We start from the raw sequence: 24,276 nt of genomic DNA on the forward strand, positions 1-24,276 counted from the left end.
ATTAAAGTTTTTTGAGACTAGGTCTCGGCTCAATGAATTCTGATTACATTATGCAGACTCGGAAGAATCTACATCCTGTTTGTTACATATTGCTATGAACACTCATCGTTACATTGATAATAATTTTGATTGCTGCATTCTTTACAAGAAAGAAGTCAGCAATTTCGATTAACTCAACACCTGTGAGTGTCCACACAGATTTACTTGTTTGATTGTTAAAGAGCGTGATATCAATTTTTCAGATATCGCCGTAAGACGCTAGGTCGTTGGCTTGAGGAGGCGTATTCTACACTTCCCGTTGTTGGCGTCAAGCGTTTTTTAAACTAATTTAAAAACTCTTTTCTGCCCGTTAATTAGTAAGTTTAAAAACCGTTCCAATTAACCCTGATACGTTGAGCCTGTTGGCCTGTCGCCGTGTCAGTGGATGCGCATTATAGGGAGATTCTGAATCAGCGCAAGGGCTTTTTTAAAGATTATTCACTTTTACTGTTCGCTTGCTGAGAATTTAAACTAATCAGCTATTTTTTATGCTTTTTTAGCAGCAAACATGGCCTTTTAGCCCTTATACTTAAGCTAATTACATTTATTAGGGATTTTTATATGTTTAGCTCAATTCGTTCTTACCAAGGAATCCACCCTAAATTGGCAGATAATGTCTATATAGATAGTGCAGCTGTTATCGTTGGTGATATTACTCTCGATCATGATGCGAGTATTTGGCCAATGGTCGCCGCGCGTGGTGATGTGAATATAATTAAAATAGGTAAGCGTAGTAATGTTCAAGATGGCAGTGTTTTACATGTAACGCGAAAATCACCAACAAACCCGGAAGGTAATCCACTGTTAATAGGTGATGATGTCACTATTGGTCATAAAGCAATGCTTCATGGTTGTACCGTTGGAAACCGTGTGCTGGTAGGAATGGGAGCTATTATTCTTGATGGAGCCATCATTGAGGATGATGTGATATTAGGTGCTGGGTCATTAGTTCCACCAGGTAAAGTATTACAAAGTGGCTTTTTATATGTTGGCAGTCCTTGTAAACAGGTACGCCCATTAACTGAAAAAGAATTGGCATTCTTACCACAGTCAGCAGATAACTATGTCAGATTGAAAAATGAATACTTGGTCGATTTACAACAATCGAGTTAAACAGATTCTATGTTCATGTCATTATAGTTGAATCATACCTTGCTCATCGAATGCTTCAGATTCGATGAGCTCTTCTGCTAAATCTTCAATGTCGAATCTGATTTGCTCGAAAGCAGCAAGCGCTTGCTGGCTATTTTCAATCTTTATTGCTGCCAGTTTCTCAATGGTTTCAGCCTTAATCATACAAGTAACATTCATACCTTGTACCTGTGCCACAAGTGATAATTTCTGTTGTGCATCGTGCCAGTCAACAATATCAGTAAAGAGGATACTTTGATTCATCGTTATCAGCCTTATGATAATTGAGTCCGCAAAACTTGATGCACAGCTTGAGTCGATGGCATCACGCCGCGCCAAATATTAAAACTGTGTGCAGCTTGTCCAACTAACATACCGAGACCATCTGCTACTTTATTTGCACCTTGAGATAGCGCCCAGTGATTAAAGAGCGTCACCTCAGCACCATAAGACATGTCATAGCATTGAGTGTTAGAGTCTATAATGCATGACGGTAACTTGATTAGCTCTCCGGCGAGTCCCGCTGAAGTTGAATTAATAATTAGATCAAAGGATGTGGCTAACTCTTCAATCGGTTTAGCATTAACATTTCCAAACAAATTAAATAAGTCTGCTAGTTTTTGAGCTTTACTATATGTACGGTTACATATCGTTAATCTGACACCTGCTTGTAATAAAGGCTTTATGCAACCTCTCGCTGCGCCACCTGCACCGACAAGCAAAACCTGCTGATTGGCAATATCACCAAAGTGCTGAATAACATCAGTCACTAACCCAACCCCATCTGTATTATCGCCTCGTATTTTGCCGCTGGGTAAATAGATGAGTGTATTGACTGCACCTGCAAGTTTGGCTAACTCACTTAATTCATCACAAGCAGCATAAGCTTGCTCTTTAAAAGGTGCGGTAACATTCGCACCTTTACCGCCATTAGCAAAAAAAGCCATTAATGATTGAGAGAATTGATCGACAGGTGCAAGAATGGCTTGATAGCTAATTGCTTGCTGAGTTTGTTTTGCAAACTCAGTATGTATAAATGGCGACTTACTTTGTGCGATTGGATTGCCAAATACAGCATACTTATCGATCATTAATATTCTCTCTTTCATTAACTCGTTTGGTTTATCTCATGTACCACTACTTAGTATAAGCTTGTGGCATTGAGGATTTTGTCATATAGCGATCACGCAATACATCTTGACGGCTTTCAGTACTTTGCTCTTCACCGCCAATCCACATTTTTTCAATATGGCTACTGTATTCAAACGGATCGCCGCTCCAAAGCACCATGTCAGCAGGCATACCGACAGCAATACGCCCCGCTTCTAAGTGGAATGTATCTGCAACATTACTGGTTATCGCTGCCATAGCATCATCGTAATTCATGCCATTAGCAACCGCATTACCTGCGCTGTAACGTAATGCATAGTTATTGTGAGCATCACCCGGAGTGGCTAACACGACTTTGACGCCAGCTTTACTCAATTTGCCAGCGTTATCCAGTGAATTATGCAAAGAATCAAAACTTTCAGGTAAGTTTCGCATTGCATCCATAACCACAGGGATTTTGGCTTTAGCAATTTCATCTGCAAGTAACACAGCGTCAGCTGCTTGCAGTAATACTAAATCGATATTAAAACGCTGCTTGAGTTTAATCAGCTGCAAAATATCACTACCGCGATCGGCATAAGCAATAACAGGTTTGTCACCACTTAACACTGCATTGATGATTAACGCTTCTTTGCTTGGGGTTTTATCGGCGTCTTTATCAGATTTAGCGAGCGCTTTCTGACCTTCTTCTAATTTATTAATCAGATTCTGCATACCAATGATACGAGAGCCTTCGTGTTTTGCGCCTAATGACACAAACAAGGCTTGTTCAGTAGCGACAACACTGTCCCACTCACCGGTGAGAGTGACTTCAATTGTTTGCCCAGAAAATATGGTTTCACCGCCACCAGGAGCGACGATATTACGTGTTATGCCACCTTTTCGGGCGAATGGAATTGCAACACTTTTAGGGTTAAACGCTAAACTTGGATCAAACGTCATGTCAGCCGCTTTGTCATTAGTGTCTCGGGTCATTTTTTCCTGACCCACTTCGACTAAACCAAGCGGGTTCATCGCTCCAATAAAGCCAGGGGTTAAGATACCGCCTTTGGCATCGATAATAATATCTGCATTTACCACATCTGGGTTTAACTGGATGATTTTACCATCTTCTATAATGACAGAGGCATTGCTAAGCACACCCTGCTCAGTTGAGGTATAAATCTTGGCGTTGGTCACGGCAAGGGTATCGGCTTGTACTAACGCAGGCAGTAATCCAGCAAGCATTGAGATAGCAACGAGTGAATAATTAAAATGTTTCAATGTTTTGCTCCTTATTGTTGGCCTAGCATAAAGTCACTTTTTGCACGGTACGCATCATCTTGACGGTCAAATACCTTGGCGCCATCGATAAATACTTTATCGGCTTGAGCGTAAACACTGAATGGATTGCCATTCCAAATGACAACATCGGCATTTTTGCCGGCTTCCAGTGAACCGGTTTTATCTGCAATTCCTAATGATTTAGCCGCATTTGAGGTGATCCAGCTAATAACATGCTCTTCTGTTAAGTTGAAACCATGCTGATTGGCGCTATACATGATTTTCGCTGTCTCTTGATTAAGACGTTGAATAGTGGTGCTTGAGTCAGAGTGCACTACCGCACACGAATTTTTGACAGCATCGACCATGGCAACGTTTTCAACGATCATGTCGTTAGCTTCCATTTTAAAGCCCCACCAATCAGGCCACATCGCAGCACAGTTACCATTCTCTGCCAGTAAATCGGCAATCTTGTAACCTTCAATTGCATGATGGAATGTACCTGAGTGGTAGTTAAATTCTTTACCTAAATCCACCATCATTGCCATTTCTTCTGCTTTATAACAATGGTTATGGATTAGGATTTCTCCTTCTAACACGCCTTTTAACGTGTCATAAGTTAAATCACGTTCAGGGGCTTTAGGGTTTAAACCTGCAGCATAATCGGCTTCGTATTTATCCCATGCTAGCTTATATTCAGTCGCCTCAATAAAGGCTTGGCGGTAACCAGCCATATTGCCCATACGCGTCATTGGTGCAACAGTTTGCTTTCTGCCGTACGCGCCTTTGGGGTTTTCGCCACAAGCCATTTTTAAACCATAAGGAGCATCAGGAAACTTCATTCCTTGCATCGTGGTAGATGGCGTGTTTTTAAGTGTCACCCCACGACCACCAATTAAGTTCGCTGAGCCGGGTAAAATCTGAAGCGTGGTCACACCGCCTTCCCGAGCACGGTTAAAGGCAGGGTCTTGCGGCCAAACGCTGTGCTCAGCCCAAACTTCTGCAGTATTAGGGTTAGTCACCTCATTGCCATCACTATGAGCGTCGGCACTTGGGCTTGGGTATACCCCTAAATGTGAATGCACATCAATAATACCTGGGGTAATCCACATATCGGTTGCATCAATAACAGTTGCGCCAGCAACTAACTCATCGGCAATGTTAGTACCAACAGCTTTAATCTTACCATCCACCATTAATACATTTGCTTGTTCAAGCTTTTCGCCTTTACCTGTTAATACTGTCGCATTAGTGAGTAACGTGGCACTGCGGGGCAAGGTTTGATATGTGCTTGGGTATGGATTTTTGTTAATCGTGACTTGAGGATCTTGCTTTTGGGTTTGATTACACCCAAGTAAAGCAACTGACACTGCAATGACCGTCATGGACGGCGCAAATTTGGACATGTTTTACTCCCTGTTATTATTGTTATTAACCGACAGGGTATAATTTAACGAGGTTAAGCAGGGAAATACAGCCAATGCTTGATAAGATTTGTAGCAAAACATTAACAAAGTGTTACTTTTCGAATCATTCATACATACTGTCAGGTAAGAAATCTCGCTATAATCCAAAACTACTTTACTTAGCAAAGCTTAATAATGAATTGGTTTAAAAAACTTTTTGCCAGCAAACCACAAGCTGGTGATAGAGAACCATCGCAGTCGAATGCCTACGATCTTATTGGCGGCGAAAAAACAATCCGCTTGATTGCCCATTATTTTTATCAACAAATGCAGCAACGACCAGATACTCAGTCATTGCTGAGCATCCATCACGCACCTATTGCTGATTCAGAACAAAAACTATTTGAGTTTCTCAGCGGCTGGTTAGGCGGACCTCAGTTATATCAACAAAAGTACGGTCACCCAGCGTTAAGAGCTAGGCACATGCCGTTTGCCATTGATCAAGCGATGGTTGAACAATGGCTTACCTGTATGGAACAAGCCATTATCAAGGCAATAAAAAAGCCTGAACATCAACAAGTGATATTTCAGGCTATTTCAACTCTAGCTAACAACATGCGTAATAAAAACTAACTTTCGAGTTGTAACCAATCTTGTGGTTTAAGGTAGCGTTCGTACAATTCAGCCTCTTGCGAATCTTCTTCTGGCGTAAAGCCATACTCCCAACGCACCAGTGGTGGCATCGACATCAATATCGATTCGGTGCGACCACCAGTTTGCAAACCAAACAAGGTACCTCGGTCATATACTAAATTGAACTCAACATAGCGCCCACGGCGGTATAGCTGAAACTGGCGTTCATCATCGTTATATTCAAGTTCTTTATTTCGCTCGACAATAGGCGCATAAGCCGTTAAGAAACCACTGCCTACCGCTTGCATAAAGTCAAAGCTCTTTTCAAAGCCAGGCTCGTTTAGATCATCAAAAAATAATCCGCCAACACCGCGAGTTTCATTTCGGTGTGGTAAGAAAAAGTACTCGTCACACCATTTCTTATATTTTGGATAGACATCTTCACCAAATGGTGCGCAGATATCTGCCGCTGCTTGATGCCAAGAAACCACATCTTCTTCAAATGGGTAATATGGTGTTAAATCAAATCCTCCACCAAACCACCAAACAGGATCGGCACCTTCTTTATGGGCAATAAAGAAACGTACATTTGCATGCGTCGTCGGAATAAACGGATTATTAGGGTGAATGACTAACGATACCCCCATGGCCTCAAAACTGCGTCCAGCTAACTCAGGGCGATGTGCTGTCGCTGAAGCAGGCATGGCCGCTCCCATAACATGAGAGAAGTTTACTCCAGCTTGCTCAAACACTTTACCTTTAATTAATACTCTACTGGTGCCGCCACCGCCTTCAGCACGCTCCCATGACTCGGCTTGAAAAGTTGCTTTACCATCCAAGGCTTCAAGGCCTTCACAAATGCTTGCTTGAAGTGATAATAAATAATGTTTTACTACTGAGGCATCAGGTAGTGCCATATCAAAATCCTTATTGTCCATTACGTAATATTTTACCACTACGGGCATCAATAATTGTCGAAGGCTGGCGTTGTGAACCTAATTCACCCACGACCAGCGCTGTAATATCGTTAGAGAAAGTATGCTCAATTTCAGCAGCTGACATCGCAGGATCATGACCTGCAATATTGGCACTGCTTGATACAAAAGGCTTGTTAACGGTATCGCATAAAGCTCTGACTACTGGGTGCGAAGAAACACGAACAGCAATGGAATCAAATTGACCGCAAAGTAATTTACTAACGCCTGGCTTTATTGGCATCACAAAGGTAAATGGCCCAGGCCATTTACTGAAAGCAAACTCTAGTTGGGCAGTGGTTAACTGTGACTCATCGATATAAGGTGCTAACTGTTGAAAGTCACTGGCAACCAGAATCAAGCCTTTTTGCCAAGGACGCTGTTTAATATCGAGGAGCTTTTGAATGGCATTAAGATTATCAGGATCGCAACCTAAGCCGTAAACAGCTTCTGTTGGATAGGCAATAACCCCACCTTGGGTATACACTTCAGCGACTTCAGATGCGTTCAACAGCTGCATAAAAAACCTTTAACCTATATAAATTAAAGACAAATTATACAGACTCTGCAGATATGAACAATTGCTGATATACGATTATGGTGAAGCAACGAGTTTACTTATGGCAACCCCAAAAGAGACTTCCCGCCGTTATATAGGCCGTTTATATTTACAACTTTTTTGTGGACATTCTAATCGGCTACCTGCGGCGCCTTTGCGCTCAACAAGTATTCCAAAGTCACACTCTGGACAGGTTTCATTATGAGGAGGATAGTTCACTAGGTATTTGCATTTAGGGTACGTATTACAAGCAAAGAAGGTTTTACCATAACGACTTGTTCGAGACTCTAAGTGACCTTTTTTACAATGAGGACAGCTAATCACTTCCGCTTCTGCATCATGATCATGTTTTTCGATATGTTTACACTCAGGGTAATTAGTACAACCGATAAAAATCCCGAATCGACCTGATTTGACAGCAAGTTCACAGCCACACTCAGGGCATTCTGAACCTTCGATGACCTGAGTTTCAATAGATTCATGTTGCACTAATGGTCGAGTAAAATCACATGTCGGATAATTATTACAACCAACAAAGCCACCATGTTTACTGTTTTTAACTGATAATTCGCAGCCACACTTAGGGCAGAGTTCAAACTCTTTTTCTAAAGCATGTTCATGCACAGTAAATAATTGTTGATCAATTTTAGACATGTCGCTCTCAACTCAAACCATAACTGCAAAAGAAAACTGCAGTCATAAGGCTATGATATAAATAACTCTCAAGACTAGTGTAGCAAATATCAAGATCAAAAAAGGAGGCTATGCCTCCCTTTTCATCACTTGGTCAAAACAATCGACTATTTAAGAGTGTAATCGGCCATCTGGCTGCTCAAAAATAAGATCTTCCATTTGCTCATAAGCGGATTCATTCCCAGGCACATTAAATAGCACCATCAGAACAACCCATTTTAAATCTTCTAAAATCAAGCTCGTTTCATCAAGCGCCATCACTCGGTCAATCACCATCTCACGAGTCTCAACACTCAATACTTGGATTTGTTCTAAGAACAATAAAAAGCCTCGGCTTTCAACATCCAGTTTTGCCATTTCATCTTTTGTGTATATACGAAATGACTGTTGAGCATGATTACACAAGTAAGGCTTATCGCTTTCTTGCAAATCAGCTAAACGTTCTAACCACGATAAGGCTTTTAAAATATCAGCCTGATGGAACCCTGCTCGAGTTAGCTCTTTGGTAAGTTCATCTTCGTCAACTAATAGCTCAACTTCACTGTGAACATAGTTCTCAAAAAGATACATGAGGATATCAAACATGGTTATCTCCTCTCTAGTCTGACGTAACCACCAGGCACTTGCGCAACCCAGCCCTGCAATTCAAGTTCAAGCATTTCAACTAACACCAGATCTATCGACTTCCCGCTATGCTCAACTACCGAATCTAAACTGGTAGTCTCATAACCTACACTAGCTAACAGCGTAGAAAATGGCAAATTTGTTGTATTATCTTCTATATGGTGACGATTAGCGACATCTTCAAGGTGAAAGCTGATCATTGTGGACAATTCTTCAACAACATCAGCCGCACATTCAACCAATTTAGCCCCATTCTTTAACAAATCATGACAACCTTGACTGTATCCACCAGCCACTGAGCCTGGCACTGCAAACACTTCTCGGTTCTGCTCCATCGCCAGCCTAGCGGTAATAAGTGAGCCACTTTTACGCGTTGCCTCAACCACAATTGACCCTAATGATAAACCACTAATAATTCGATTACGTTTAGGAAAGTTTCCTGCAAACGGACCTATATTTGGCCAATACTCACTTATTACACAACCAGAATCTTGTATTTGGTGATACAAATTACTGTGCCTTTTGGGGTAAATGCATTCTACCCCAGTGCCCAATACAGCCACCGTTACGCCTTGATGCCCTAGCGCCGCTTTATGAGCGGCGCCATCAATCCCTGTTGCCATACCGCTTGTAATAGAAAAGCCTAGACTTACAAGCTCACCAGCAAGTGAATTGGCAATGTTTAATCCACCTACTGATGCATTTCGACTGCCAACCATGCCAATAGATGGCAACAGCAAACTTTCTAACTGACCTTTCACAAAAAGCACTGAGGGAGGATCTGAGATTTGCTTCAGTAATGCAGGATATTCCGGATCGGAAAGACACAGGATATGGTGGTTGGAGGATTGTTGCTGCCAATCCAGCGCGGCATCAACTTTATCAAAGTCTATCTGACATTGTGAAAGCAGCTTTGCCGATAGCGGCAAAGACTGCTTTTCGAACTCTAAACGTTGTCTTAATTCCTCAACATCCATTTGAGTTAATAATTGTTGAATCCGGGCGGGTCCTAGCCCGGATACTGCACAAACAACTAGCCAATCGACCAGCTTTTCAGAGATTTATTCGCCTCGTAAATCCGTTGTTTTTGGTGTAATTAACTTGTCGTCAATGCGAATAGGACGTTCATTTGCAACAATAATAGCCATACTGGTTTTTTCAAACACTTTGAAAACCATTAATTTGCCGTGGTAAACATCTGGCATGGTGTAAACGTCTTCATCTGAAACTTTCGCTTTTAAACTATCGTATGCGCTACGCTCCAGCGTTGATACAGGTAAGCCATCACCATTAATGACGATTTGCTCGCCATTGCGATATATCGCAAACACATGGCCTGTTTCAATGCTGTCTTGCTCACCTTTGTCTAAGTAAACAATATCCAACTTTCCGACTTCACGAATGTCCTTTTCTATAGCAATGACATTTGCTGGTACACCTTCTGGCGCAGCCTTAGGAATAAAATAAGCAGACATCAAGGCTTCATCTTCTACAGGCGCAACTTTAAAGCCAGCTTTTGATTCACGAAAATTACTCAACAGCTGAACCTTAGAAATGTTGCCAGACTCAGTCACACGACCACTTGCCGTTAAAATGATTTCTTGGCCCAAAGTATCACTGGTTTCCTTATCAAGAAACTCACGCCCCTCTTGATATACAGCTAACTTTTGCCCTACGGGTAAATTCGCATTGATATATACAATATCATTCATCACATGGTGACGAGAATTTCTCTCACCATCTAAAATCATTGGTAAGCCTTCAAACCACTCAGGATCGACAACGCGGTTTTGTACCAAATAAGGTTGAATGAGTGAAAGGTCAATCGCAGGGATCGGGCCACCTTTTGAACTAATACGCCCTTCTGGACCTTTTTTGATATGCTGTTTATGTACCAAGCGAGGTTGACCATCGATAAAGACAAGAGTCAGTCGATCACCTGGATAAATAAGATGTGGGTTAGCAATCTGCGGGTTAGCGCCCCATAATTTAGGCCAGCGCCAAGGGTCCTCTAGGAAAAATGCCGAGATATCCCAAAGAGTGTCACCTTTCTTAACGATGTAAGAATCGGGGTGCCCAGATTTTAATGTTAATGTATCTGCATTAACAAACAGTGTACTAAGTAACAAAAACGCGAGTAAAAATATCCGTTTCATGGTTCATTCCATGTGTTTAGCTCTTTATTAGAGCTTTTGCTGTTATTGATGGTCAGTAAGGATTAAAATTAACCCATTAACTTAGCCAGTATAGCTAACTGGCTGAAATTTGACAGACTTGTTAAGAGTTTATATATGCCATTATTAAAAGTTTTACGTTTTCCAGATGAAAGATTACGCACTGTAGCCAAGCCTGTCACCGATTTTGGTGACGCTCTACAGACTCAAATAGATAACATGCTTGAAACAATGTACGAAGAAAAAGGCATTGGTTTAGCAGCAACCCAAGTTGATTTCCACCAGCAATTAATTGTGATGGATTTACAAGACGATGTTGAACGCCCAACCATTTTCATTAATCCTGAAATCGTAGCGAAAAGCGGCGACTTTACTAATGAAGAAGGCTGTTTATCGGTACCTGGTGTTTACGCCAAAGTTGACCGTGCTGAATTTGTAACATTAAAAGCATTAGATCGTCACGGTGAAGAGTTCACTGTTGAAGCTGATGACCTGTTCGCTATTTGTCTGCAACATGAAATGGATCACTTACAAGGCAAACTATTTGTAGATTACTTGTCTAAAATGAAACGTGATCGCATTAAGAAAAAGCTTGAAAAAGAAGCGCGTTTAGCAGCTAAAGAAGCATAGGACTCCATTTGAAACCGTTAAATATTATCTTTGCTGGTACGCCAGACTTTGCCGCATTGCATCTGCAAGCACTCATTAATTCTGAGCATAATGTCATTGCAGTCTATTCTCAGCCGGACAGACCTGCTGGGCGAGGGAAAAAGTTACAAGCAAGTCCTGTAAAACAGCTTGCCGTAGCTAACAACATTCCTGTTTTTCAACCAGCATCATTACGTAAAGAAGACGCTCAAGCAGAATTAGCGTCGCTTAACGCCGATATCATGGTCGTGGTTGCTTATGGTTTGATCTTACCCAAGATAGTATTAGATACGCCTAAACTAGGTTGTATTAACGTTCATGGCTCCATCCTACCTCGTTGGCGTGGTGCAGCACCTATTCAACGAGCTTTGTGGGCAGGTGACACTGAAACAGGTGTCACGATTATGCAGATGGACATCGGCTTAGATACGGGTGACATGTTATTAAAAACTTCGCTACCAATCGAAGATACTGACACTTCAGCCACTTTATACAGCAAACTTGCAGAGCAAGGTCCTCAAGCCTTAGTTCAAGCTTTAGTCGGTATCAGTGATGGTTCGATTACCGCTGAGAAACAAGATGAAGCATTAGCTAATTACGCAGAAAAGCTATCAAAAGAAGAAGCGCAGATTGATTGGCGTAAACCCGCCAAACAATTATGGCAAGAAATTCGTGCTTTTAACCCTTGGCCAGCAAGCCACTTCACTCATCAAGGCAATACGATAAAAGTTTGGCAGGCTCAATATACACTTGATAACGTTGCTGCAGAACCTGGCACCATTATCGACAGCACTAAACAAGGTATTACCGTTGCTACAGGTGAAGGAAGTCTGCAACTACAAGTCATGCAACTACCTGGGAAAAAACAAATGCCTGTCGCGGACATTTTAAATTCTCGTGCTGATTGGTTTAGCCAAGGCACTTGCTTTATTTGTCCTGAAGATAAAACAGAGGCAGCACAATAATGAATGTGAGAGCGCTAGCGGCAAAAGCCATTTTTAACGTACTAGAAAAAGGCATTTCATTATCGGTTGCCCTACCAGAGCAACAGCAGCATTTACAAAATGGCAAAGATAAAGCCTTATTGGCAGAACTTTGTTATGGCGTAATGCGCCAACTTCCTCAGCTAGATAAATGTGTTAGTGACTGCTTAAGTAAACCCTTTAAGGGAAAACAGCGTGTATTGCACCAGCTGTTATTGGTTGGTTGTTACCAGCTTTACTTTACTCGTATTCCTGCTCATGCAGCCATTTCAGAAACCGCTGAAGCCTGTCGTCAAATGAAGTTTGATGGTCTGGTTAAAGTCATTAATGGCGTGTTACGTAATATTCAGCGTAAAGAGGCACCCTTAAATACAGATAACGACACATTAAAGTACAACACGCCAGCATGGTTTATTAAGCGCCTTAAAAGTGCCTACCCAGATAATTGGGCGGATATTATTGAGCAAAGCCACCAGCGCCCACCTATGTGGCTTCGCAATAACCAATTATCTCAAACTCGTGAAGAATATTTAGCACGATTAGCAGAGCAAGATATTGAAGCAACAGCTGGTGATAGTGATGACGCCATTTTGCTAGCAAGTCCAAAAGATGTCATGCAACTACCGAACTTTGCTGATGGCGCTGCATCGGTGCAAGACGGCGCAGCACAGTGGGCAGCAACCTTACTCGCACCAAAAGCCAATGAACTCATTCTTGATGCTTGTGCAGCCCCTGGCGGTAAAACCTGTCATACCCTAGAGTGCGAACCAAGTATTTCTATGGTTGCCGTCGACTTTGACGCAAAACGTCTCGAGCGAGTGCAACAAAATCTAGACAGACTGCAATTAAAAGCGCAAGTTATTCATGGTGATGCTGCAAATATTGACAGTTGGTGGTCAGGTGAGAAGTTTGATCGTATTTTATTAGATGCCCCTTGCTCAGCAACAGGGGTTATCCGTCGTCATCCTGATATTAAGTGGCTACGTAAAAATGCAGATATTGAAGAATTAGCACTATTACAGCAACAGATTATTGATCATTGTTGGAAGTGGCTAAAACCTGGCGGCACCATGCTATATGCCACCTGCTCTATCTTGCCTCAAGAAAATCGTCAGCAAATAGAACAGTTTTTACAACGTACACCAGATGCAACGCTTGATCCGATTGCACAACAGCCATCTGCAGATGATATCGGCTGGCAGATTTTACCAGGACAAAACAATATGGACGGTTTTTATTACGCCCGTTTGATTAAAGCGATTTAAGCGTGTTATAGCAGGGATACCAGCACAGTAATGAAGATTATTATTTTAGGCGCAGGACAAGTCGGCGGTACCCTAGCCGAGAACCTTGTCGGTGAGAATAACGATATTACCCTTGTTGATAATGACCGTACTCGAGTTAAATATTTACAAGATAAGTTCGACTTACAAACGGTTATTGGCCACGGTGCTCACCCGAGCACCTTGAAAAAGGCCGGCGCAGAAGATGCTGATATGCTCATTGCTGTGACCAATAGTGATGAATGCAATATGGCAGCTTGTCATATTGCCTACAGCTTATTTGGTACCCCTACTAAAATCGCTCGTATCCGCTCAGAAGCCTATTTAGACCTTCAAGAAAAGCTCTTCATTAATACCGAAGTTAAAGGCAGTGATACCAAAACACGTGGTGGATTTGTCATTGATGAACTGATTGCACCAGAGCAACTCGTCACAGCTTATATTGAACGTTTGGTGCAGTACCCTGGAGCGCTACAAGTCCTTGAGTTTGCGAAAGGTAAGCTTAGCTTAGTTGCCGTAAAAGCCTATTACGGCGGTCCGTTAGTGGGGAATGCCCTTGCAGCTTTACGCGAACACATGCCGAATATTGATACCCGAGTTGCGGCTATTTTCCGCAAAGGCAAAGCGATCATGCCACGAGGTACCACGATTATCGAAGCCGATGACGAAGTGTTTTTTGTCGCCGACACTCGACATGTCCGTGCCGTGATGAGCGAAATGCAAAAGCTGGATAACTCTTACCGCAATATCATGATTGCTGGTGGCGGTAATATTGGTTTAGGCCTAGCTAAACGTTTACAAAAAAATCATTCGGTAAAACTGATTGAACACAGTCTAGAGCGAGCAGAAAGCTTATCCGAGAAACTTGAAAACTGCACAGTATTCAATGGTGATGCCTCTGATCAAGAGCTACTCCTTGAAGAACATATTGATCAAACCGATGTGTTTATTGCCGTCACCAATGATGATGAAGCCAATATCATGTCGGCACTATTAGCAAAACGAATGGGCGCCAAAAAAGTCATGGTGCTTATTCAGCGTGAAGCCTATGTTGATATCGTTCAAGAAGCGAATATCGATATTGCCATCTCGCCACAACAAACCACCATTTCAGCCTTACTAACCCATATTCGTCAAGGCGACATTTGTAATGTGTATTCATTACGCCGTGGTGCTGCAGAAGCAATTGAAGCAATTGCTCATGGTAACTCATCAACCTCTAAAGTTGTCGGCAAGCAAATCAGCGATATCAAACTGCCACCCGGAACGACCATTGGCGCGATTGTGCGTAATGATGAAGTGATCATGGGCCACGATAAAACCATCATTGAAGAAGGAGATCATGTGATTTTATTCTTAGTGAATAAAAAATTCATTGGCGATGTAGAAAAGCTATTCCAACCGAGTGCGTTTTTCTTTTAACAGCCCATGCTGAATATTAAGCCGCTACTCTTTGTTGTTGGCATATTCCTGTCGATTCTCACCGGCTTTATGCTGGTGCCAATGGCTTTTGCATTGTTTTATCATGAAGAAACCATCGGCGACTTTATGATGTCCGGGTTATTTACTGGCCTAATCGCCATTTTGTGTATTCAAAGTGGCCACAGTAAAAAAATCAACCTCAACATTCGTGATATGTTCTTTTTAACCACAGTCACATGGTTAATTGTCAGTTTGTTTGCCGCCTTACCTTTTACCCTTTATCACGGCATAAACTATACCGATGCCTTTTTTGAAACCATGTCAGGTATCACCACTACTGGCTCAACCGTATTATCCGGTCTTGATGACATGGACCACAGCATTTTAATTTGGCGTTCGCTCTTGCAGTGGCTTGGGGGGATAGGCTTTATTGTTATGGCGGTGGCCATTTTGCCGTTTTTAAATGTCGGTGGTATGCGATTATTTCGCACTGAATCATCAGACTGGGGCGATAAAGCGACACCCCGTACTCAACACATGGCAAAACACCTATTCAAGGTTTATCTTGTGCTCACCGTTATATGTGCAATGGCATATCACACATCAGGAATGCACTGGTTTGAAGCCATTAACCATGCCATGACAACGCTTTCTACTGGCGGCTATTCCACATCAGATAGTTCGATGTCTTCATTTTCAGCTTCCGCGCACTGGATTGCGGTGGTCTTTATGGCGGCTGGGGGGTTGCCTTTACTAATGTTTGTTCAATCCCTACAGCAACGGTCGATGAAAATTTGGGATGATGAACAAGTAAAAGGGTTCCTTAAATTTATTAGCTTTGTTTCTGTTAGCTTAGGTACTTGGCTTTGGTTTAGCGCCGATATGCCTTATTTAGATGCATTAAGATTAGCCAGCTTTAATGTGGTTTCAGTGGTCACCACAACGGGTTATGGGTTAACTGATTACCAAGCTTGGGGCGCCGTTGCCAGTTTAACTTTTTTGTTTTTAATGTTTGTCGGTAGTTGCTCAGGCTCCACCTCGGGCGGAATAAAAATATTTCGCTTTCAAATCTCTCTTAAAGTAATGTATCAACAGCTTACACAGCAGTTTCATCCTCAAGCAGTCATTAAAAAACGCTATAACAAACGCACCATAGATAACGATATTATTCGCTCTATTATGGCATTTATAATGTTGTTTTTTCTGGTAATACTCTTATTAGCGATTACATTAGTGCTTTCAGGGTTAGATGCCGTAACCAGTATTACAGGCGCAATCACAGCAGTCACTAATGTCGGCCCAGGCCTTGGCCCTGTTATTGGGCCTGCGGGTAACTTTTCAAGCCTACCAGATATCGCTAAGTGGGCATTAGCATTTGGCATGCTTTTAGGCCGTTTAGAAATTATCACGGTAGCAGTGTTATTCGCCCCTAAGTTTTGGCGCTACTGATTAGTGTAAAGCCAATAAAAAACTTAATCTTTATTGAGGCTTTAAAGTCACGGTTGCCGTGTTATTCGCTCCTGAGTTTGGCGCGACTGATTAATATAGAAGCCAATAAAAACAACTTAGTCTCCATTAAGACTTTAAGTCACGGTTGCCGTGTTATTCGCTCCTGAGTTTGGCGCTACTGATTAGTGTTAAGCCAATAAAAAGAACTTAATCTTTATTGAGGCTTTAAAGTCACAGTTGCCGTGTTATTCGCTCCTGATTTTTGGCGCTTCTCATTAGTATAAAGCCAATAAAAAAGCCTTAATTTTCATTAAGGCTTTAGAGTTTCATGACTCAATGTTAACTGACCGCCTCGCTAGCAATCAAACTGACAATATGGTCACCATAGACTTTGACATCATCCCAATCTGTATAATCAATCACACTTGTCGGATCTGTTGGTCCATCGGTCATCTTCATGATTAGGCGAATCGCCAAACTGTCGTACCAAGTCCATGAAGGGTAATTGACTTTGCCAGGGATGATTTTCACATCTTGTGGTTTCCAAGGTGAAAGTTCCATGAACTTTTGTAGGTATTTGTTGTTTTCAGGAATGCGTTTTTCAGGCTTACGCGCCACTACGTTTACACAGAAAAAACTGTTCGGCTTGCTACTTAGCTCAGTTTGATAACGACTAACAAATTCAAATACCGACTTATGATATGAACCATAAAGCACACAAGCACCAAGTGCGATTGCATCATAGCTATTCCAATCAATATCAGCATGATTATTATCAAGAATATTAACGACATCGCACTGATGACCACTCAGAACAATTTGCTCAGCTATCGCGCGACTGATTTGGGCTGTATGCCCGCCTCTTGAGTAATAAATCACTAATGTTTTTGCCATTTGCACACCGATTGTTGCTCTATTGGAATATTATTGTGGCAAAAAAAGGCGATTCAATCGTGCTCTTTGATCACAAATTAGAAACGTCTCATATAATTGAATGATAAAATTGAGATCTCGGTTAGCCAGCAGTATGATGCTAATGGTGTATCCATTTTACAAAAACATATGTGAGTAGCAGGTAGATAAATGTCTGAAAATATTGATGTAGATTCAATGCTAGGCAATGCCGAGATGGCAGCTAAATGGCTTAAAGCAATTGCCAATCCATATCGTTTAATGATTTTGTGTTTGTTGCTGGATAAAGAGTTAAGCGTGACAGAGCTTAATGAAACCGTGCCACTAAGCCAATCAGCCTTATCACAGCATTTAGCCGTCATTCGGGCTCAAGACTTAGTCAACACACGCAAAAGCTCTCAAAATGTCTATTACACTCTAAAAAACGCTGAAGTTACTGAGGTGATTTCCATTTTACACCGCTTGTATTGCGCCAAATAACACAACTCACAATGCAGGCTATTTCGGCACGCTTACTTGAGTGCTAAAAAGCCTTTTGCGAACTCATCGACCTTATTCCAATCCGTAAATTCATAGGTGCCAGAGGTATCTGTGGGGCCTTTGGTCATCCACATGATGAACCGAATCATAACTCTATCGATAGTGCGGTATTTAGGGTAATCGATTTTCCCAGCAAATACCTCTAACAACTTAGGCTGCCATTTGGTAAGCGTTAGGAATTTTTGCATATAAGGATTGGTGTCAGGAGTATTTTTTTCAGGTTTACGCGCCACAAAATTGACCGTGAAAAAGCCACTTTTAGCTTGCTCAAGTTCGGTTTGATACTGAGTAATAAATTCAAATAACTGCGGGCGATGCTTACCATAGCGAATACTCGCCCCAATTAATATCTTGTCAAAATCAGCGAGTCTGCCAGCCTGAGAAAGCGCATTGGCTTGAGCTAATGATACAAGTTCAACCTGTTCCCCAGCATTAACGACAACAGCCTTGATCGCTTCACAAATAGCACGAGTTTGACCGTCCACAGTGGAATAGATTATCAGATTGTTCGACATGTTTTTCCCTGTCATTGGTGCGGTAAACCTAGTTCTTCCAGAATGTAGGCGTAAATAAGACTAGTAAAGTAAACACTTCCAGCCGCCCAAATAGCATTGCTAAAACCAATACCCATTTAGCGCCATCGGTAACACTCGCATAGTTACTCGCCACATCCCCCAAACCAGGTCCCAAATTATTGATACTCGCTGCCGTTGCACTAAATGCAGTAATGGCGTCCATATCCATTGCCATCAACAACACCATACAAATAACAAACACCAACGCATAAGCAGAGAAGAATCCCCACACCGCATCGACTACCCTATCAGGTAATGCTGACTTTCCTATTCGAATTGAATACATTGCCTTTGGGTGGATTAAGCGCTTCATTTCACGAGATCCCTGAAGCAACAATAAAACAAAACGAATGACTTTCATCCCGCCACCAGTAGAACCGGCACATCCGCCAATAAAGCTTGAGAAGATTAATAAGATAGGCAGAAATAAAGGCCAGGAATGAAAGCTCTCAGTGCCAAACCCTGCTGTGGTCGAGATAGACACCACTTGGAAGAAGGCATAATCTAAGGTTTGTTCTGGCGTGTCATAAATGCCAGAGCTATATAAGGTAGCAAAACAAATTGCTGTTAGTGTCAGCTGAATACCAATTAACGCTTTAAACTCAGCATCTCGAAAATAAACTTTAAAATTAATCCCTCGCCAGCTAAAAGCGGCAAAGTGCAAACTAAAGTTCACTGCAGCAATCAATAAGAAAACAGCACAAATTACGTTAATTAATGGGCTATCAAAGTAGCCAATACTGGCATCGTGAGTTGAGAACCCGCCAATCGCAATGGTCGAAAATGAATGACAAATGGCATCAAACGCCCCCATACCAGCAAAATAAAATGCTGTTGCACAAGCAACGGTAAGCAGCAGGTAGATGTACCATAATGCTTTAGCTGTTTCTGCAATTCTGGGTTTCATTTTACTGTCTTTTACAGGGCCTGGAATTTCAGCTTTATACAGCTGCATCCCACCAATTCCGAGTAAGGGCAAAATCGCGACAGCCAGTACAATGATACCCATGCCGCCCATCCATTGTAGTAGGTGCCGGTAGAATAAAATGGCTTTAGGCAAGTCATCAAGTCCCACAATCACGGTGGCACCTGTTGTTGTTAGTGCAGAAAAAGACTCAAAGAAGCTATCAGTCCAACTAAGATTAGGTTCGGTTGAAAATATAAAGGGCAGCGCCCCAATTGACCCCAGTACCGTCCAAAACATCACAACAATCAAAAAGCCTTCACGAGTACGCAAATCCCCTTTTTGTCTGCGGTTGGGGTACCACAATAAAAACCCGAGAAATAAACTCACGCAAAATGCCTGAATAAAAGCAGTACCGCCACCATCTTTATAAAGAATGGCAACCAATGCTGGCGGCAACATAGTGATAGAAAATAATCCCATCAATAGGCCGGTTATTCTAATAATTGTTTTATATTGCATGGATTACTTTTGCACTAGTTTGCATAGTATTGGTTCTTAATTGCACTTATTATTCTGCTGGTAACGTTATATTCTGGCATACTTTTTAGCCCCATCAAACGTTAAACTTTGCTTTAAGCTGACCTTGGGTTTGTGTCGCTAATTCGCGATTAAACTCTTGATGAAAAACTTTGGCGATTTCAAACTCAATTTCAATCTCTGCCAAAAATGATTTATTGATGATCACCCCATCAAATTGATTTATCAGGTATTCAATATTATTGAGTTGCGAGTAACTGCAGATTAATGATGACCGGTAACGAATGTATTTGGTTTCGGTAGTTAGCTGGGTTAACCCCGATTTAATGCCGGAAGAATAAGCTCTAACCAATCCACCAACACCTAGCTTGGTTCCACCAAAATACCGAATAACAACCGCGCCTATTTCACCAATATCTGAACCTTGAAGCGTTGCTAACATAGGTCTACCAGCACTGCCTGCAGGTTCACCGTCATCACTACTGCCAATAGCAATGCTGTTAGAAGGATCAGCTGCCACATACGCATAACAATAATGGTTAGCACCAGGGTATTGCGCCCTGAGGTTAGTGAGTGCACACTTAAGCGCTATTTCACTACTGCAATGAAATAGTACAGTAATGAAACGGCTATGCTTTATATCTTCTTCAATCGTTAATGTTTGATTGGGAATTAAGTATTGTTCAGTCAACCAGTCCAAGCTCTCGAGTCATATTTTCATTACGGTCTTGGTGAACAATAACATTATCTTCAATTCGAATACCGCCGAATGGTCGCAATTCATCAATCGTATTCCAATTTACATGAGTATGGCGTTGATCGTTTTTTAGCTCCGCCAATAATGAATCAATAATGTAGATCCCCGGTTCAATGGTGAATACTTGGTTCGCTGCAATCTCACGAGTACAACGCAAAAATGGATGGCCTTCGGGAGTAGGAATATGAGTGCCACGCTCATCATGGGAAAAGCCGCCCATATCATGAACTTGAAGCCCTAACATATGCCCCAATCCATGAGGGAAAAACACATTGGTTATGCCTTGTTCCACAAGACCTTGAGCGTCACCCGATGCAATATCAAATTGCAGCATTAATTCAGCTAATTTGGCATGCGTGGTTAAATGAAGGTCGGTGTACTTAACCCCCGGCTTCATCATATCGACAATGGCTAACTGCATCTTATTCATTTCTACTATCAATTCGTAAAAGCGGTTTTTCTCAAATGAATAAGTACGCGTAATATCTGACGCATAACCATTATAGTTAGCACCCGCATCAATTAAAAAAGACAACCTAGGCGATGGAATTTGATGCTCAAGCGCAGTGTAATGCAAAATCGCAGCATTTTGGTTTAGCGCGACAATATTGCTATAAGGCACTTCATTTTCAGTTTGGCCAATCGCAGACAAATATTGCTGCTGGATTTCAAACTCACTACCGCCATTATAAAAAGCATTTTTTGCCGCTAAATGCCCTTTTACTGCAATCTGGTTAGCACGGCGTAAACACTCCAATTCATACTGGGTTTTATCGGCACGGTGGTAATGCAGATAATTAAGTACAGAATCAGGATTACGACGACTCATCCCCAACACTTCAGCTACATCAAGATGCTCGCCTAAATAGGCCCAGTCAGCAATATTGTTTGGCAATAACTCAGCAACCCTATCGGCTTTGGTTAATAATTTAATATCAAAATGCTCTGCCCAAAAATCAGTCGGCTCGTCACTTACTTTGTGCCAAAAATCCACGGGGCGATAAAAAATCAGCGTTGGTTTATCTATGCCATTGGCCACAACCCAACAGTTAGGATTATCTAAAATGGGCACCCAAGCCTTAAATTGTGGGTTCACTTTAAACGGGTAGCTTAAGTCATCTAAAAACTGACGATGAGCTTGGCCAGAATGTATCACTAACCCCGCGAGGTTTTCGCGACTAACAATCTCGGCAACCCGACGATTTAATTCTGCAATGTGAGCATGATAAAAATTAGCTAGCTGATCCATTTTGGCTATCCCTGTGATGTTATTTTTCTTGTTTGACAACTTGTGAAGTGTATCACAAAGGACAAAATGGCCTCTAGCAGATAAATATTTAAACGGACGTTTAAATTGGGTGTTGTAATTTATTTCATTTCGTCGCACACTGTTTGGCAACTGGTCAAATGATGGCCGTCGCTGCTGTGAAACAAAGCTAGATAACAACACAGTAATTGTGATGTGGAAGTCGCTTTTAGCAAAAAGGAAGCAAGCAATGATCTACCAAAGTCCTACAATTCAAGTAGAGTTATTAGAGGATAACATTGCCAAGTTGTGCTTTAACGCACCAGGCTCGGTAAACAAATTCGATAAAGAAACTCTTTCTTCATTAGATGCAGCTCTTGAGAGCATTAAACAAGATGCTAGCATCCAAGGTTTATTACTCACATCAGGTAAAAGTACCTTTATTGTCGGTGCAGATATCACTGAGTTTTTAGGGTTATTCAAACTGGATGACGCCACATTACTTAGCTGGGTTGAACAAGCCAGTGCCGTGTTTGATAAACTAGAAGATCTACCGTTCCCAACAGCATCTGCAGTTAACGGGTTTGCACTTGGTGGTGGTTGTGAAGCCATACTTGCTACTGATTTGCGTATTGCTGACACCAATGCTCGTATTGGTTTACCAGAAACCAAACTTGGGTTAATTCCTGGCTTTGGTGGCACTGTGCGCTTACCACGTGTAATCGGTGCAGATAACGCTCTTGAGTGGATCACCACAGGTAAAGATCAACGCCCAGACGCAGCTTTGAAAGTTGGCGCCGTTGACGCCGTTGTAGCACCCGAGAATTTAGAGGCAGCAGCGCTTCAAATGCTAAAAGACGCTATTGCCGAAAAGTTAGATTGGCAGTCTCGTCGTAACCGCAAACTAAAACCACTGACCTTACCAAAAGTTGAAGCGATGATGTCATTCGCAACAGCAAAAGGCATGGTATTTAAAGTGGCAGGTAAACACTATCCTGCACCTATGATGGCTGTTAGTGTCATAGAGCAAGCTGCAACACTTTATCGCGCAGAAGCATTGAAGGTTGAAAACCAAGCCTTTATCAAGCTAGCGAAAACTGAAGTAGCCACTGCGTTAATTGGTATATTCTTAAATGACCAGTTAGTTAAAGGCAAAGCAAAGAAAGCAGGCAAACTGGCTAAAAACGTCGACAGTGCCGCTGTACTTGGCGCTGGTATTATGGGCGGTGGTATTGCTTACCAAAGTGCCAGTAAAGGTACGCCTATCGTCATGAAAGATATTGCCCAACCTGCACTTGATTTAGGACTCGGCGAAGCCGCTAAATTGTTAACTGCTCAGGTTAAACGTGGCCGCTCTACTCCAGCTAAAATGGCTGCAGTATTAAACAACATCACTCCAGCTTTAGATTACGCACCAATTAAAGATGCTGACGTCGTTGTTGAAGCTGTTGTTGAACATCCAAAAGTAAAAGCGTCAGTATTAGCAGAAGTAGAAGGACACGTAGCAGACGATGCCATCATCGCCTCAAACACTTCTACAATTTCAATAAACTTACTGGCTAAAAGCATGAAGAAACCTGAACGTTTCTGTGGCATGCACTTCTTCAACCCTGTGCACAAAATGCCATTGGTTGAAGTTATTCGTGGTGAAAACAGCTCTGAAGAAACCATTGCTTCTGTCGTCGCTTACGCCAGCAAAATGGGTAAAACCCCGATTGTCGTTAATGACTGCCCAGGTTTCTTCGTTAACCGTGTGTTATTCCCTTACTTTGCAGGGTTCAGTGGCTTACTCGCTGACGGTGCTGACTTTGCCAAAGTAGATAAAGTCATGGAGAAACAGTTTGGCTGGCCAATGGGCCCTGCTTACTTGCTTGACGTTGTCGGTTTAGATACAGGACATCATGCACAAGCAGTCATGGCTGAAGGCTTCCCAGATCGCATGGGTAAGAATGGTAAAGATGCTATCGATATCATGTTTGAAAGCCAACGTTTTGGCCAGAAGAACACTAAAGGTTTCTACTCTTACTCTGTTGACCGTCGCGGAAAACCGAAAAAAGATTTAGATCCAACAAGCTACGAGTTGCTTGGTAAAGAATTTGGTGAACTAAAAGACTTTGAAACTGATGAGATTATCGCACGCTGTATGATCCCAATGGTTATCGAAACGGTTCGCTGTTTAGAAGAAGGCATTATTGCTTCTCCAGCTGAAGGCGATATGGGCTTAGTTTACGGTATTGGTTTCCCACCATTCAGAGGTGGTGTATTCCGTTACTTAGACACAATGGGTGTTGCTAATTTTGTTGCTATGGCAGATAAATTTGCGCACTTAGGTGGCCTATATCAAGTGACTGATGCAATGCGTGAGCTTGCAGCCAATAACGGCACTTACTACCCAGCAGCCTAATAAGCAG

24 protein-coding genes are annotated in these 24,276 nt (G+C 42.0%); 9 read left to right on the forward strand and 15 right to left on the reverse strand.

Annotation, left to right across the window (positions count from 1 at the left end; genetic code table 11):
* The first annotated feature begins 600 nt into the window (after window positions 1-600).
* Window positions 601-1,152: a gamma carbonic anhydrase family protein gene (locus AB4128_RS11990; protein WP_055025510.1), complete on the forward strand. Its 552-nt coding sequence runs from the start codon at window positions 601-603 to the stop codon at window positions 1,150-1,152.
* Between the two features lie 21 nt (window positions 1,153-1,173).
* On the opposite strand, the gene AB4128_RS11995 is transcribed toward AB4128_RS11990, so the two are convergent.
* From AB4128_RS11995 to AB4128_RS12010, 4 genes are read right to left on the reverse strand one after another with little or no spacing between them, the layout of a single operon-like run.
* Window positions 1,174-1,434 (reverse strand): DUF1488 domain-containing protein, encoded by a 261-nt coding sequence (locus AB4128_RS11995; protein ID WP_065108784.1) that lies wholly within the window; start codon window positions 1,432-1,434, stop codon window positions 1,174-1,176.
* 11 nt (window positions 1,435-1,445) lie between these two features.
* Window positions 1,446-2,261, reverse strand: coding sequence for a shikimate dehydrogenase (gene aroE / locus AB4128_RS12000; RefSeq protein WP_372037778.1), 816 nt, complete (start codon window positions 2,259-2,261; stop codon window positions 1,446-1,448).
* 46 nt (window positions 2,262-2,307) lie between these two features.
* The gene (locus AB4128_RS12005) at window positions 2,308-3,543 is read right to left on the reverse strand and encodes an amidohydrolase family protein (protein WP_372037780.1); all 1,236 of its coding nucleotides are present in this window, start codon (window positions 3,541-3,543) and stop codon (window positions 2,308-2,310) included.
* A gap of 11 nt (window positions 3,544-3,554) precedes the next feature.
* The gene (locus AB4128_RS12010; RefSeq protein ID WP_372037782.1) at window positions 3,555-4,949 is read right to left on the reverse strand and encodes an amidohydrolase; all 1,395 of its coding nucleotides are present in this window, start codon (window positions 4,947-4,949) and stop codon (window positions 3,555-3,557) included.
* Window positions 4,950-5,144: 195 nt separating this feature from the next.
* Here AB4128_RS12010 and AB4128_RS12015 point away from each other — a divergent pair, with 195 nt between their 5' ends.
* Window positions 5,145-5,582 (forward strand): group II truncated hemoglobin, encoded by a 438-nt coding sequence (locus AB4128_RS12015; RefSeq protein ID WP_372037784.1) that lies wholly within the window; start codon window positions 5,145-5,147, stop codon window positions 5,580-5,582.
* On the opposite strand, the gene hemF is transcribed toward AB4128_RS12015, so the two are convergent.
* The 6 genes from hemF to AB4128_RS12045 form a co-directional block, all read right to left on the reverse strand.
* Window positions 5,579-6,499, reverse strand: coding sequence for an oxygen-dependent coproporphyrinogen oxidase (gene hemF, locus AB4128_RS12020; protein WP_372037785.1), 921 nt, complete (start codon window positions 6,497-6,499; stop codon window positions 5,579-5,581). The genes AB4128_RS12015 and hemF overlap by 4 nt on opposite strands.
* Window positions 6,500-6,509: 10 nt before the next feature.
* Window positions 6,510-7,076 (reverse strand): L-threonylcarbamoyladenylate synthase, encoded by a 567-nt coding sequence (locus tag AB4128_RS12025; protein ID WP_080914504.1) that lies wholly within the window; start codon window positions 7,074-7,076, stop codon window positions 6,510-6,512.
* A 129-nt stretch (window positions 7,077-7,205) separates the two neighbouring features.
* A complete protein-coding gene (locus tag AB4128_RS12030) occupies window positions 7,206-7,769 on the reverse strand; it encodes a type I DNA topoisomerase (RefSeq protein ID WP_055025503.1) in 564 nt (187 codons plus the stop codon).
* A 150-nt stretch (window positions 7,770-7,919) separates the two neighbouring features.
* On the reverse strand, window positions 7,920-8,393 hold the full coding sequence (locus AB4128_RS12035) for a DUF494 family protein (protein WP_055025502.1): 474 nt from the start codon (window positions 8,391-8,393) through the stop codon (window positions 7,920-7,922).
* Between the two features lie 2 nt (window positions 8,394-8,395).
* Window positions 8,396-9,409: a DNA-processing protein DprA gene (gene dprA / locus AB4128_RS12040; protein ID WP_372037788.1), complete on the reverse strand. Its 1,014-nt coding sequence runs from the start codon at window positions 9,407-9,409 to the stop codon at window positions 8,396-8,398.
* Between the two features lie 84 nt (window positions 9,410-9,493).
* Window positions 9,494-10,588, reverse strand: coding sequence for a LysM peptidoglycan-binding domain-containing protein (locus AB4128_RS12045; protein WP_162928513.1), 1,095 nt, complete (start codon window positions 10,586-10,588; stop codon window positions 9,494-9,496).
* Window positions 10,589-10,723: 135 nt separating this feature from the next.
* On the opposite strand from AB4128_RS12045, the gene def reads away from it, so the two are divergent.
* Genes def through AB4128_RS12070 form a run of 5 tightly spaced genes read left to right on the forward strand, consistent with a single transcriptional unit; the run spans window position 10,724 to window position 16,391 of the window.
* Window positions 10,724-11,236: a peptide deformylase gene (gene def, locus AB4128_RS12050; protein ID WP_055025499.1), complete on the forward strand. Its 513-nt coding sequence runs from the start codon at window positions 10,724-10,726 to the stop codon at window positions 11,234-11,236.
* 8 nt (window positions 11,237-11,244) lie between these two features.
* Window positions 11,245-12,219: a methionyl-tRNA formyltransferase gene (gene fmt / locus AB4128_RS12055; RefSeq protein WP_055025498.1), complete on the forward strand. Its 975-nt coding sequence runs from the start codon at window positions 11,245-11,247 to the stop codon at window positions 12,217-12,219.
* Window positions 12,219-13,502 carry a 16S rRNA (cytosine(967)-C(5))-methyltransferase RsmB gene (gene rsmB, locus AB4128_RS12060; protein ID WP_372037789.1) on the forward strand — a complete coding sequence of 428 codons (1,284 nt, stop codon included), beginning with the start codon at window positions 12,219-12,221 and terminating at the stop codon, window positions 13,500-13,502. Before fmt ends, rsmB begins: the two co-directional genes overlap by 1 nt.
* A 30-nt stretch (window positions 13,503-13,532) precedes the next feature.
* Window positions 13,533-14,942: a Trk system potassium transporter TrkA gene (gene trkA, locus AB4128_RS12065; protein ID WP_055025496.1), complete on the forward strand. Its 1,410-nt coding sequence runs from the start codon at window positions 13,533-13,535 to the stop codon at window positions 14,940-14,942.
* A gap of 6 nt (window positions 14,943-14,948) precedes the next feature.
* Window positions 14,949-16,391: a TrkH family potassium uptake protein gene (locus tag AB4128_RS12070; RefSeq protein ID WP_372037790.1), complete on the forward strand. Its 1,443-nt coding sequence runs from the start codon at window positions 14,949-14,951 to the stop codon at window positions 16,389-16,391.
* A gap of 339 nt (window positions 16,392-16,730) precedes the next feature.
* Here the strand turns inward: AB4128_RS12070 and hemG (AB4128_RS12075) are convergent, their stop codons facing one another.
* Window positions 16,731-17,285: a menaquinone-dependent protoporphyrinogen IX dehydrogenase gene (gene hemG, locus AB4128_RS12075; protein ID WP_080914499.1), complete on the reverse strand. Its 555-nt coding sequence runs from the start codon at window positions 17,283-17,285 to the stop codon at window positions 16,731-16,733.
* A gap of 189 nt (window positions 17,286-17,474) precedes the next feature.
* On the opposite strand from hemG (AB4128_RS12075), the gene AB4128_RS12080 reads away from it, so the two are divergent.
* Window positions 17,475-17,783, forward strand: a complete 309-nt coding sequence (locus tag AB4128_RS12080; protein WP_055025493.1) for a metalloregulator ArsR/SmtB family transcription factor — start codon at window positions 17,475-17,477, stop codon at window positions 17,781-17,783.
* A 32-nt stretch (window positions 17,784-17,815) separates the two neighbouring features.
* On the opposite strand, the gene hemG (AB4128_RS12085) is transcribed toward AB4128_RS12080, so the two are convergent.
* The 4 genes from hemG (AB4128_RS12085) to pepQ all read right to left on the reverse strand — a co-directional run bounded on the left by hemG (AB4128_RS12085) (window position 17,816) and on the right by pepQ (window position 21,868).
* Window positions 17,816-18,358 (reverse strand): menaquinone-dependent protoporphyrinogen IX dehydrogenase, encoded by a 543-nt coding sequence (hemG, locus tag AB4128_RS12085; protein ID WP_372037791.1) that lies wholly within the window; start codon window positions 18,356-18,358, stop codon window positions 17,816-17,818.
* A gap of 28 nt (window positions 18,359-18,386) precedes the next feature.
* Window positions 18,387-19,844, reverse strand: a complete 1,458-nt coding sequence (locus AB4128_RS12090) for a TrkH family potassium uptake protein (RefSeq protein ID WP_055025491.1) — start codon at window positions 19,842-19,844, stop codon at window positions 18,387-18,389.
* A 94-nt stretch (window positions 19,845-19,938) separates the two neighbouring features.
* Window positions 19,939-20,553 (reverse strand): YigZ family protein, encoded by a 615-nt coding sequence (locus AB4128_RS12095; RefSeq protein WP_080914497.1) that lies wholly within the window; start codon window positions 20,551-20,553, stop codon window positions 19,939-19,941.
* On the reverse strand, window positions 20,546-21,868 hold the full coding sequence (pepQ, locus tag AB4128_RS12100; RefSeq protein WP_372037792.1) for a Xaa-Pro dipeptidase: 1,323 nt from the start codon (window positions 21,866-21,868) through the stop codon (window positions 20,546-20,548). The genes AB4128_RS12095 and pepQ overlap by 8 nt, the downstream gene beginning before the upstream one ends.
* Before the next feature lie 247 nt (window positions 21,869-22,115).
* Here pepQ and fadB point away from each other — a divergent pair, with 247 nt between their 5' ends.
* Entirely contained in the window at window positions 22,116-24,269 is a 2,154-nt protein-coding gene (gene fadB / locus AB4128_RS12105; RefSeq protein WP_372037793.1) for a fatty acid oxidation complex subunit alpha FadB, read from the forward strand.
* Window positions 24,270-24,276: the final 7 nt, after the last annotated feature.

The sequence above is a fragment of the Shewanella sp. 10N.286.52.A9 genome (assembly GCF_041468985.1).
GTDB classification, from domain to species: domain Bacteria; phylum Pseudomonadota; class Gammaproteobacteria; order Enterobacterales; family Shewanellaceae; genus Shewanella; species Shewanella japonica.

Excerpts from the sequence above, each read along its gene's own strand:
- AB4128_RS12025 (WP_080914504.1), bottom strand. The coding sequence starts at position 7,076 with ATGCAGCTGTTGAACGCATCTGAAGTCGCTGAAGTGTATACCCAAGGT.
- hemG (WP_080914499.1), bottom strand. The coding sequence starts at position 17,285 with ATGGCAAAAACATTAGTGATTTATTACTCAAGAGGCGGGCATACAGCC.
- trkA (WP_055025496.1), top strand. The coding sequence starts at position 13,533 with ATGAAGATTATTATTTTAGGCGCAGGACAAGTCGGCGGTACCCTAGCC.
- rsmB (WP_372037789.1), top strand. The coding sequence starts at position 12,219 with ATGAATGTGAGAGCGCTAGCGGCAAAAGCCATTTTTAACGTACTAGAA.
- AB4128_RS11990 (WP_055025510.1), top strand. The coding sequence starts at position 601 with ATGTTTAGCTCAATTCGTTCTTACCAAGGAATCCACCCTAAATTGGCA.
- dprA (WP_372037788.1), bottom strand. The coding sequence starts at position 9,409 with ATGGATGTTGAGGAATTAAGACAACGTTTAGAGTTCGAAAAGCAGTCT.
- fadB (WP_372037793.1), top strand. The coding sequence starts at position 22,116 with ATGATCTACCAAAGTCCTACAATTCAAGTAGAGTTATTAGAGGATAAC.
- AB4128_RS12035 (WP_055025502.1), bottom strand. The coding sequence starts at position 8,393 with ATGTTTGATATCCTCATGTATCTTTTTGAGAACTATGTTCACAGTGAA.
- AB4128_RS12090 (WP_055025491.1), bottom strand. The coding sequence starts at position 19,844 with ATGCAATATAAAACAATTATTAGAATAACCGGCCTATTGATGGGATTA.
- AB4128_RS12015 (WP_372037784.1), top strand. The coding sequence starts at position 5,145 with ATGAATTGGTTTAAAAAACTTTTTGCCAGCAAACCACAAGCTGGTGAT.
- aroE (WP_372037778.1), bottom strand. The coding sequence starts at position 2,261 with ATGATCGATAAGTATGCTGTATTTGGCAATCCAATCGCACAAAGTAAG.
- pepQ (WP_372037792.1), bottom strand. The coding sequence starts at position 21,868 with ATGGATCAGCTAGCTAATTTTTATCATGCTCACATTGCAGAATTAAAT.
- def (WP_055025499.1), top strand. The coding sequence starts at position 10,724 with ATGCCATTATTAAAAGTTTTACGTTTTCCAGATGAAAGATTACGCACT.
- hemG (WP_372037791.1), bottom strand. The coding sequence starts at position 18,358 with ATGTCGAACAATCTGATAATCTATTCCACTGTGGACGGTCAAACTCGT.
- AB4128_RS12010 (WP_372037782.1), bottom strand. The coding sequence starts at position 4,949 with ATGTCCAAATTTGCGCCGTCCATGACGGTCATTGCAGTGTCAGTTGCT.
- AB4128_RS12080 (WP_055025493.1), top strand. The coding sequence starts at position 17,475 with ATGTCTGAAAATATTGATGTAGATTCAATGCTAGGCAATGCCGAGATG.
- AB4128_RS12045 (WP_162928513.1), bottom strand. The coding sequence starts at position 10,588 with ATGAAACGGATATTTTTACTCGCGTTTTTGTTACTTAGTACACTGTTT.
- AB4128_RS11995 (WP_065108784.1), bottom strand. The coding sequence starts at position 1,434 with ATGAATCAAAGTATCCTCTTTACTGATATTGTTGACTGGCACGATGCA.
- AB4128_RS12070 (WP_372037790.1), top strand. The coding sequence starts at position 14,949 with ATGCTGAATATTAAGCCGCTACTCTTTGTTGTTGGCATATTCCTGTCG.
- hemF (WP_372037785.1), bottom strand. The coding sequence starts at position 6,499 with ATGGCACTACCTGATGCCTCAGTAGTAAAACATTATTTATTATCACTT.
- AB4128_RS12030 (WP_055025503.1), bottom strand. The coding sequence starts at position 7,769 with ATGTCTAAAATTGATCAACAATTATTTACTGTGCATGAACATGCTTTA.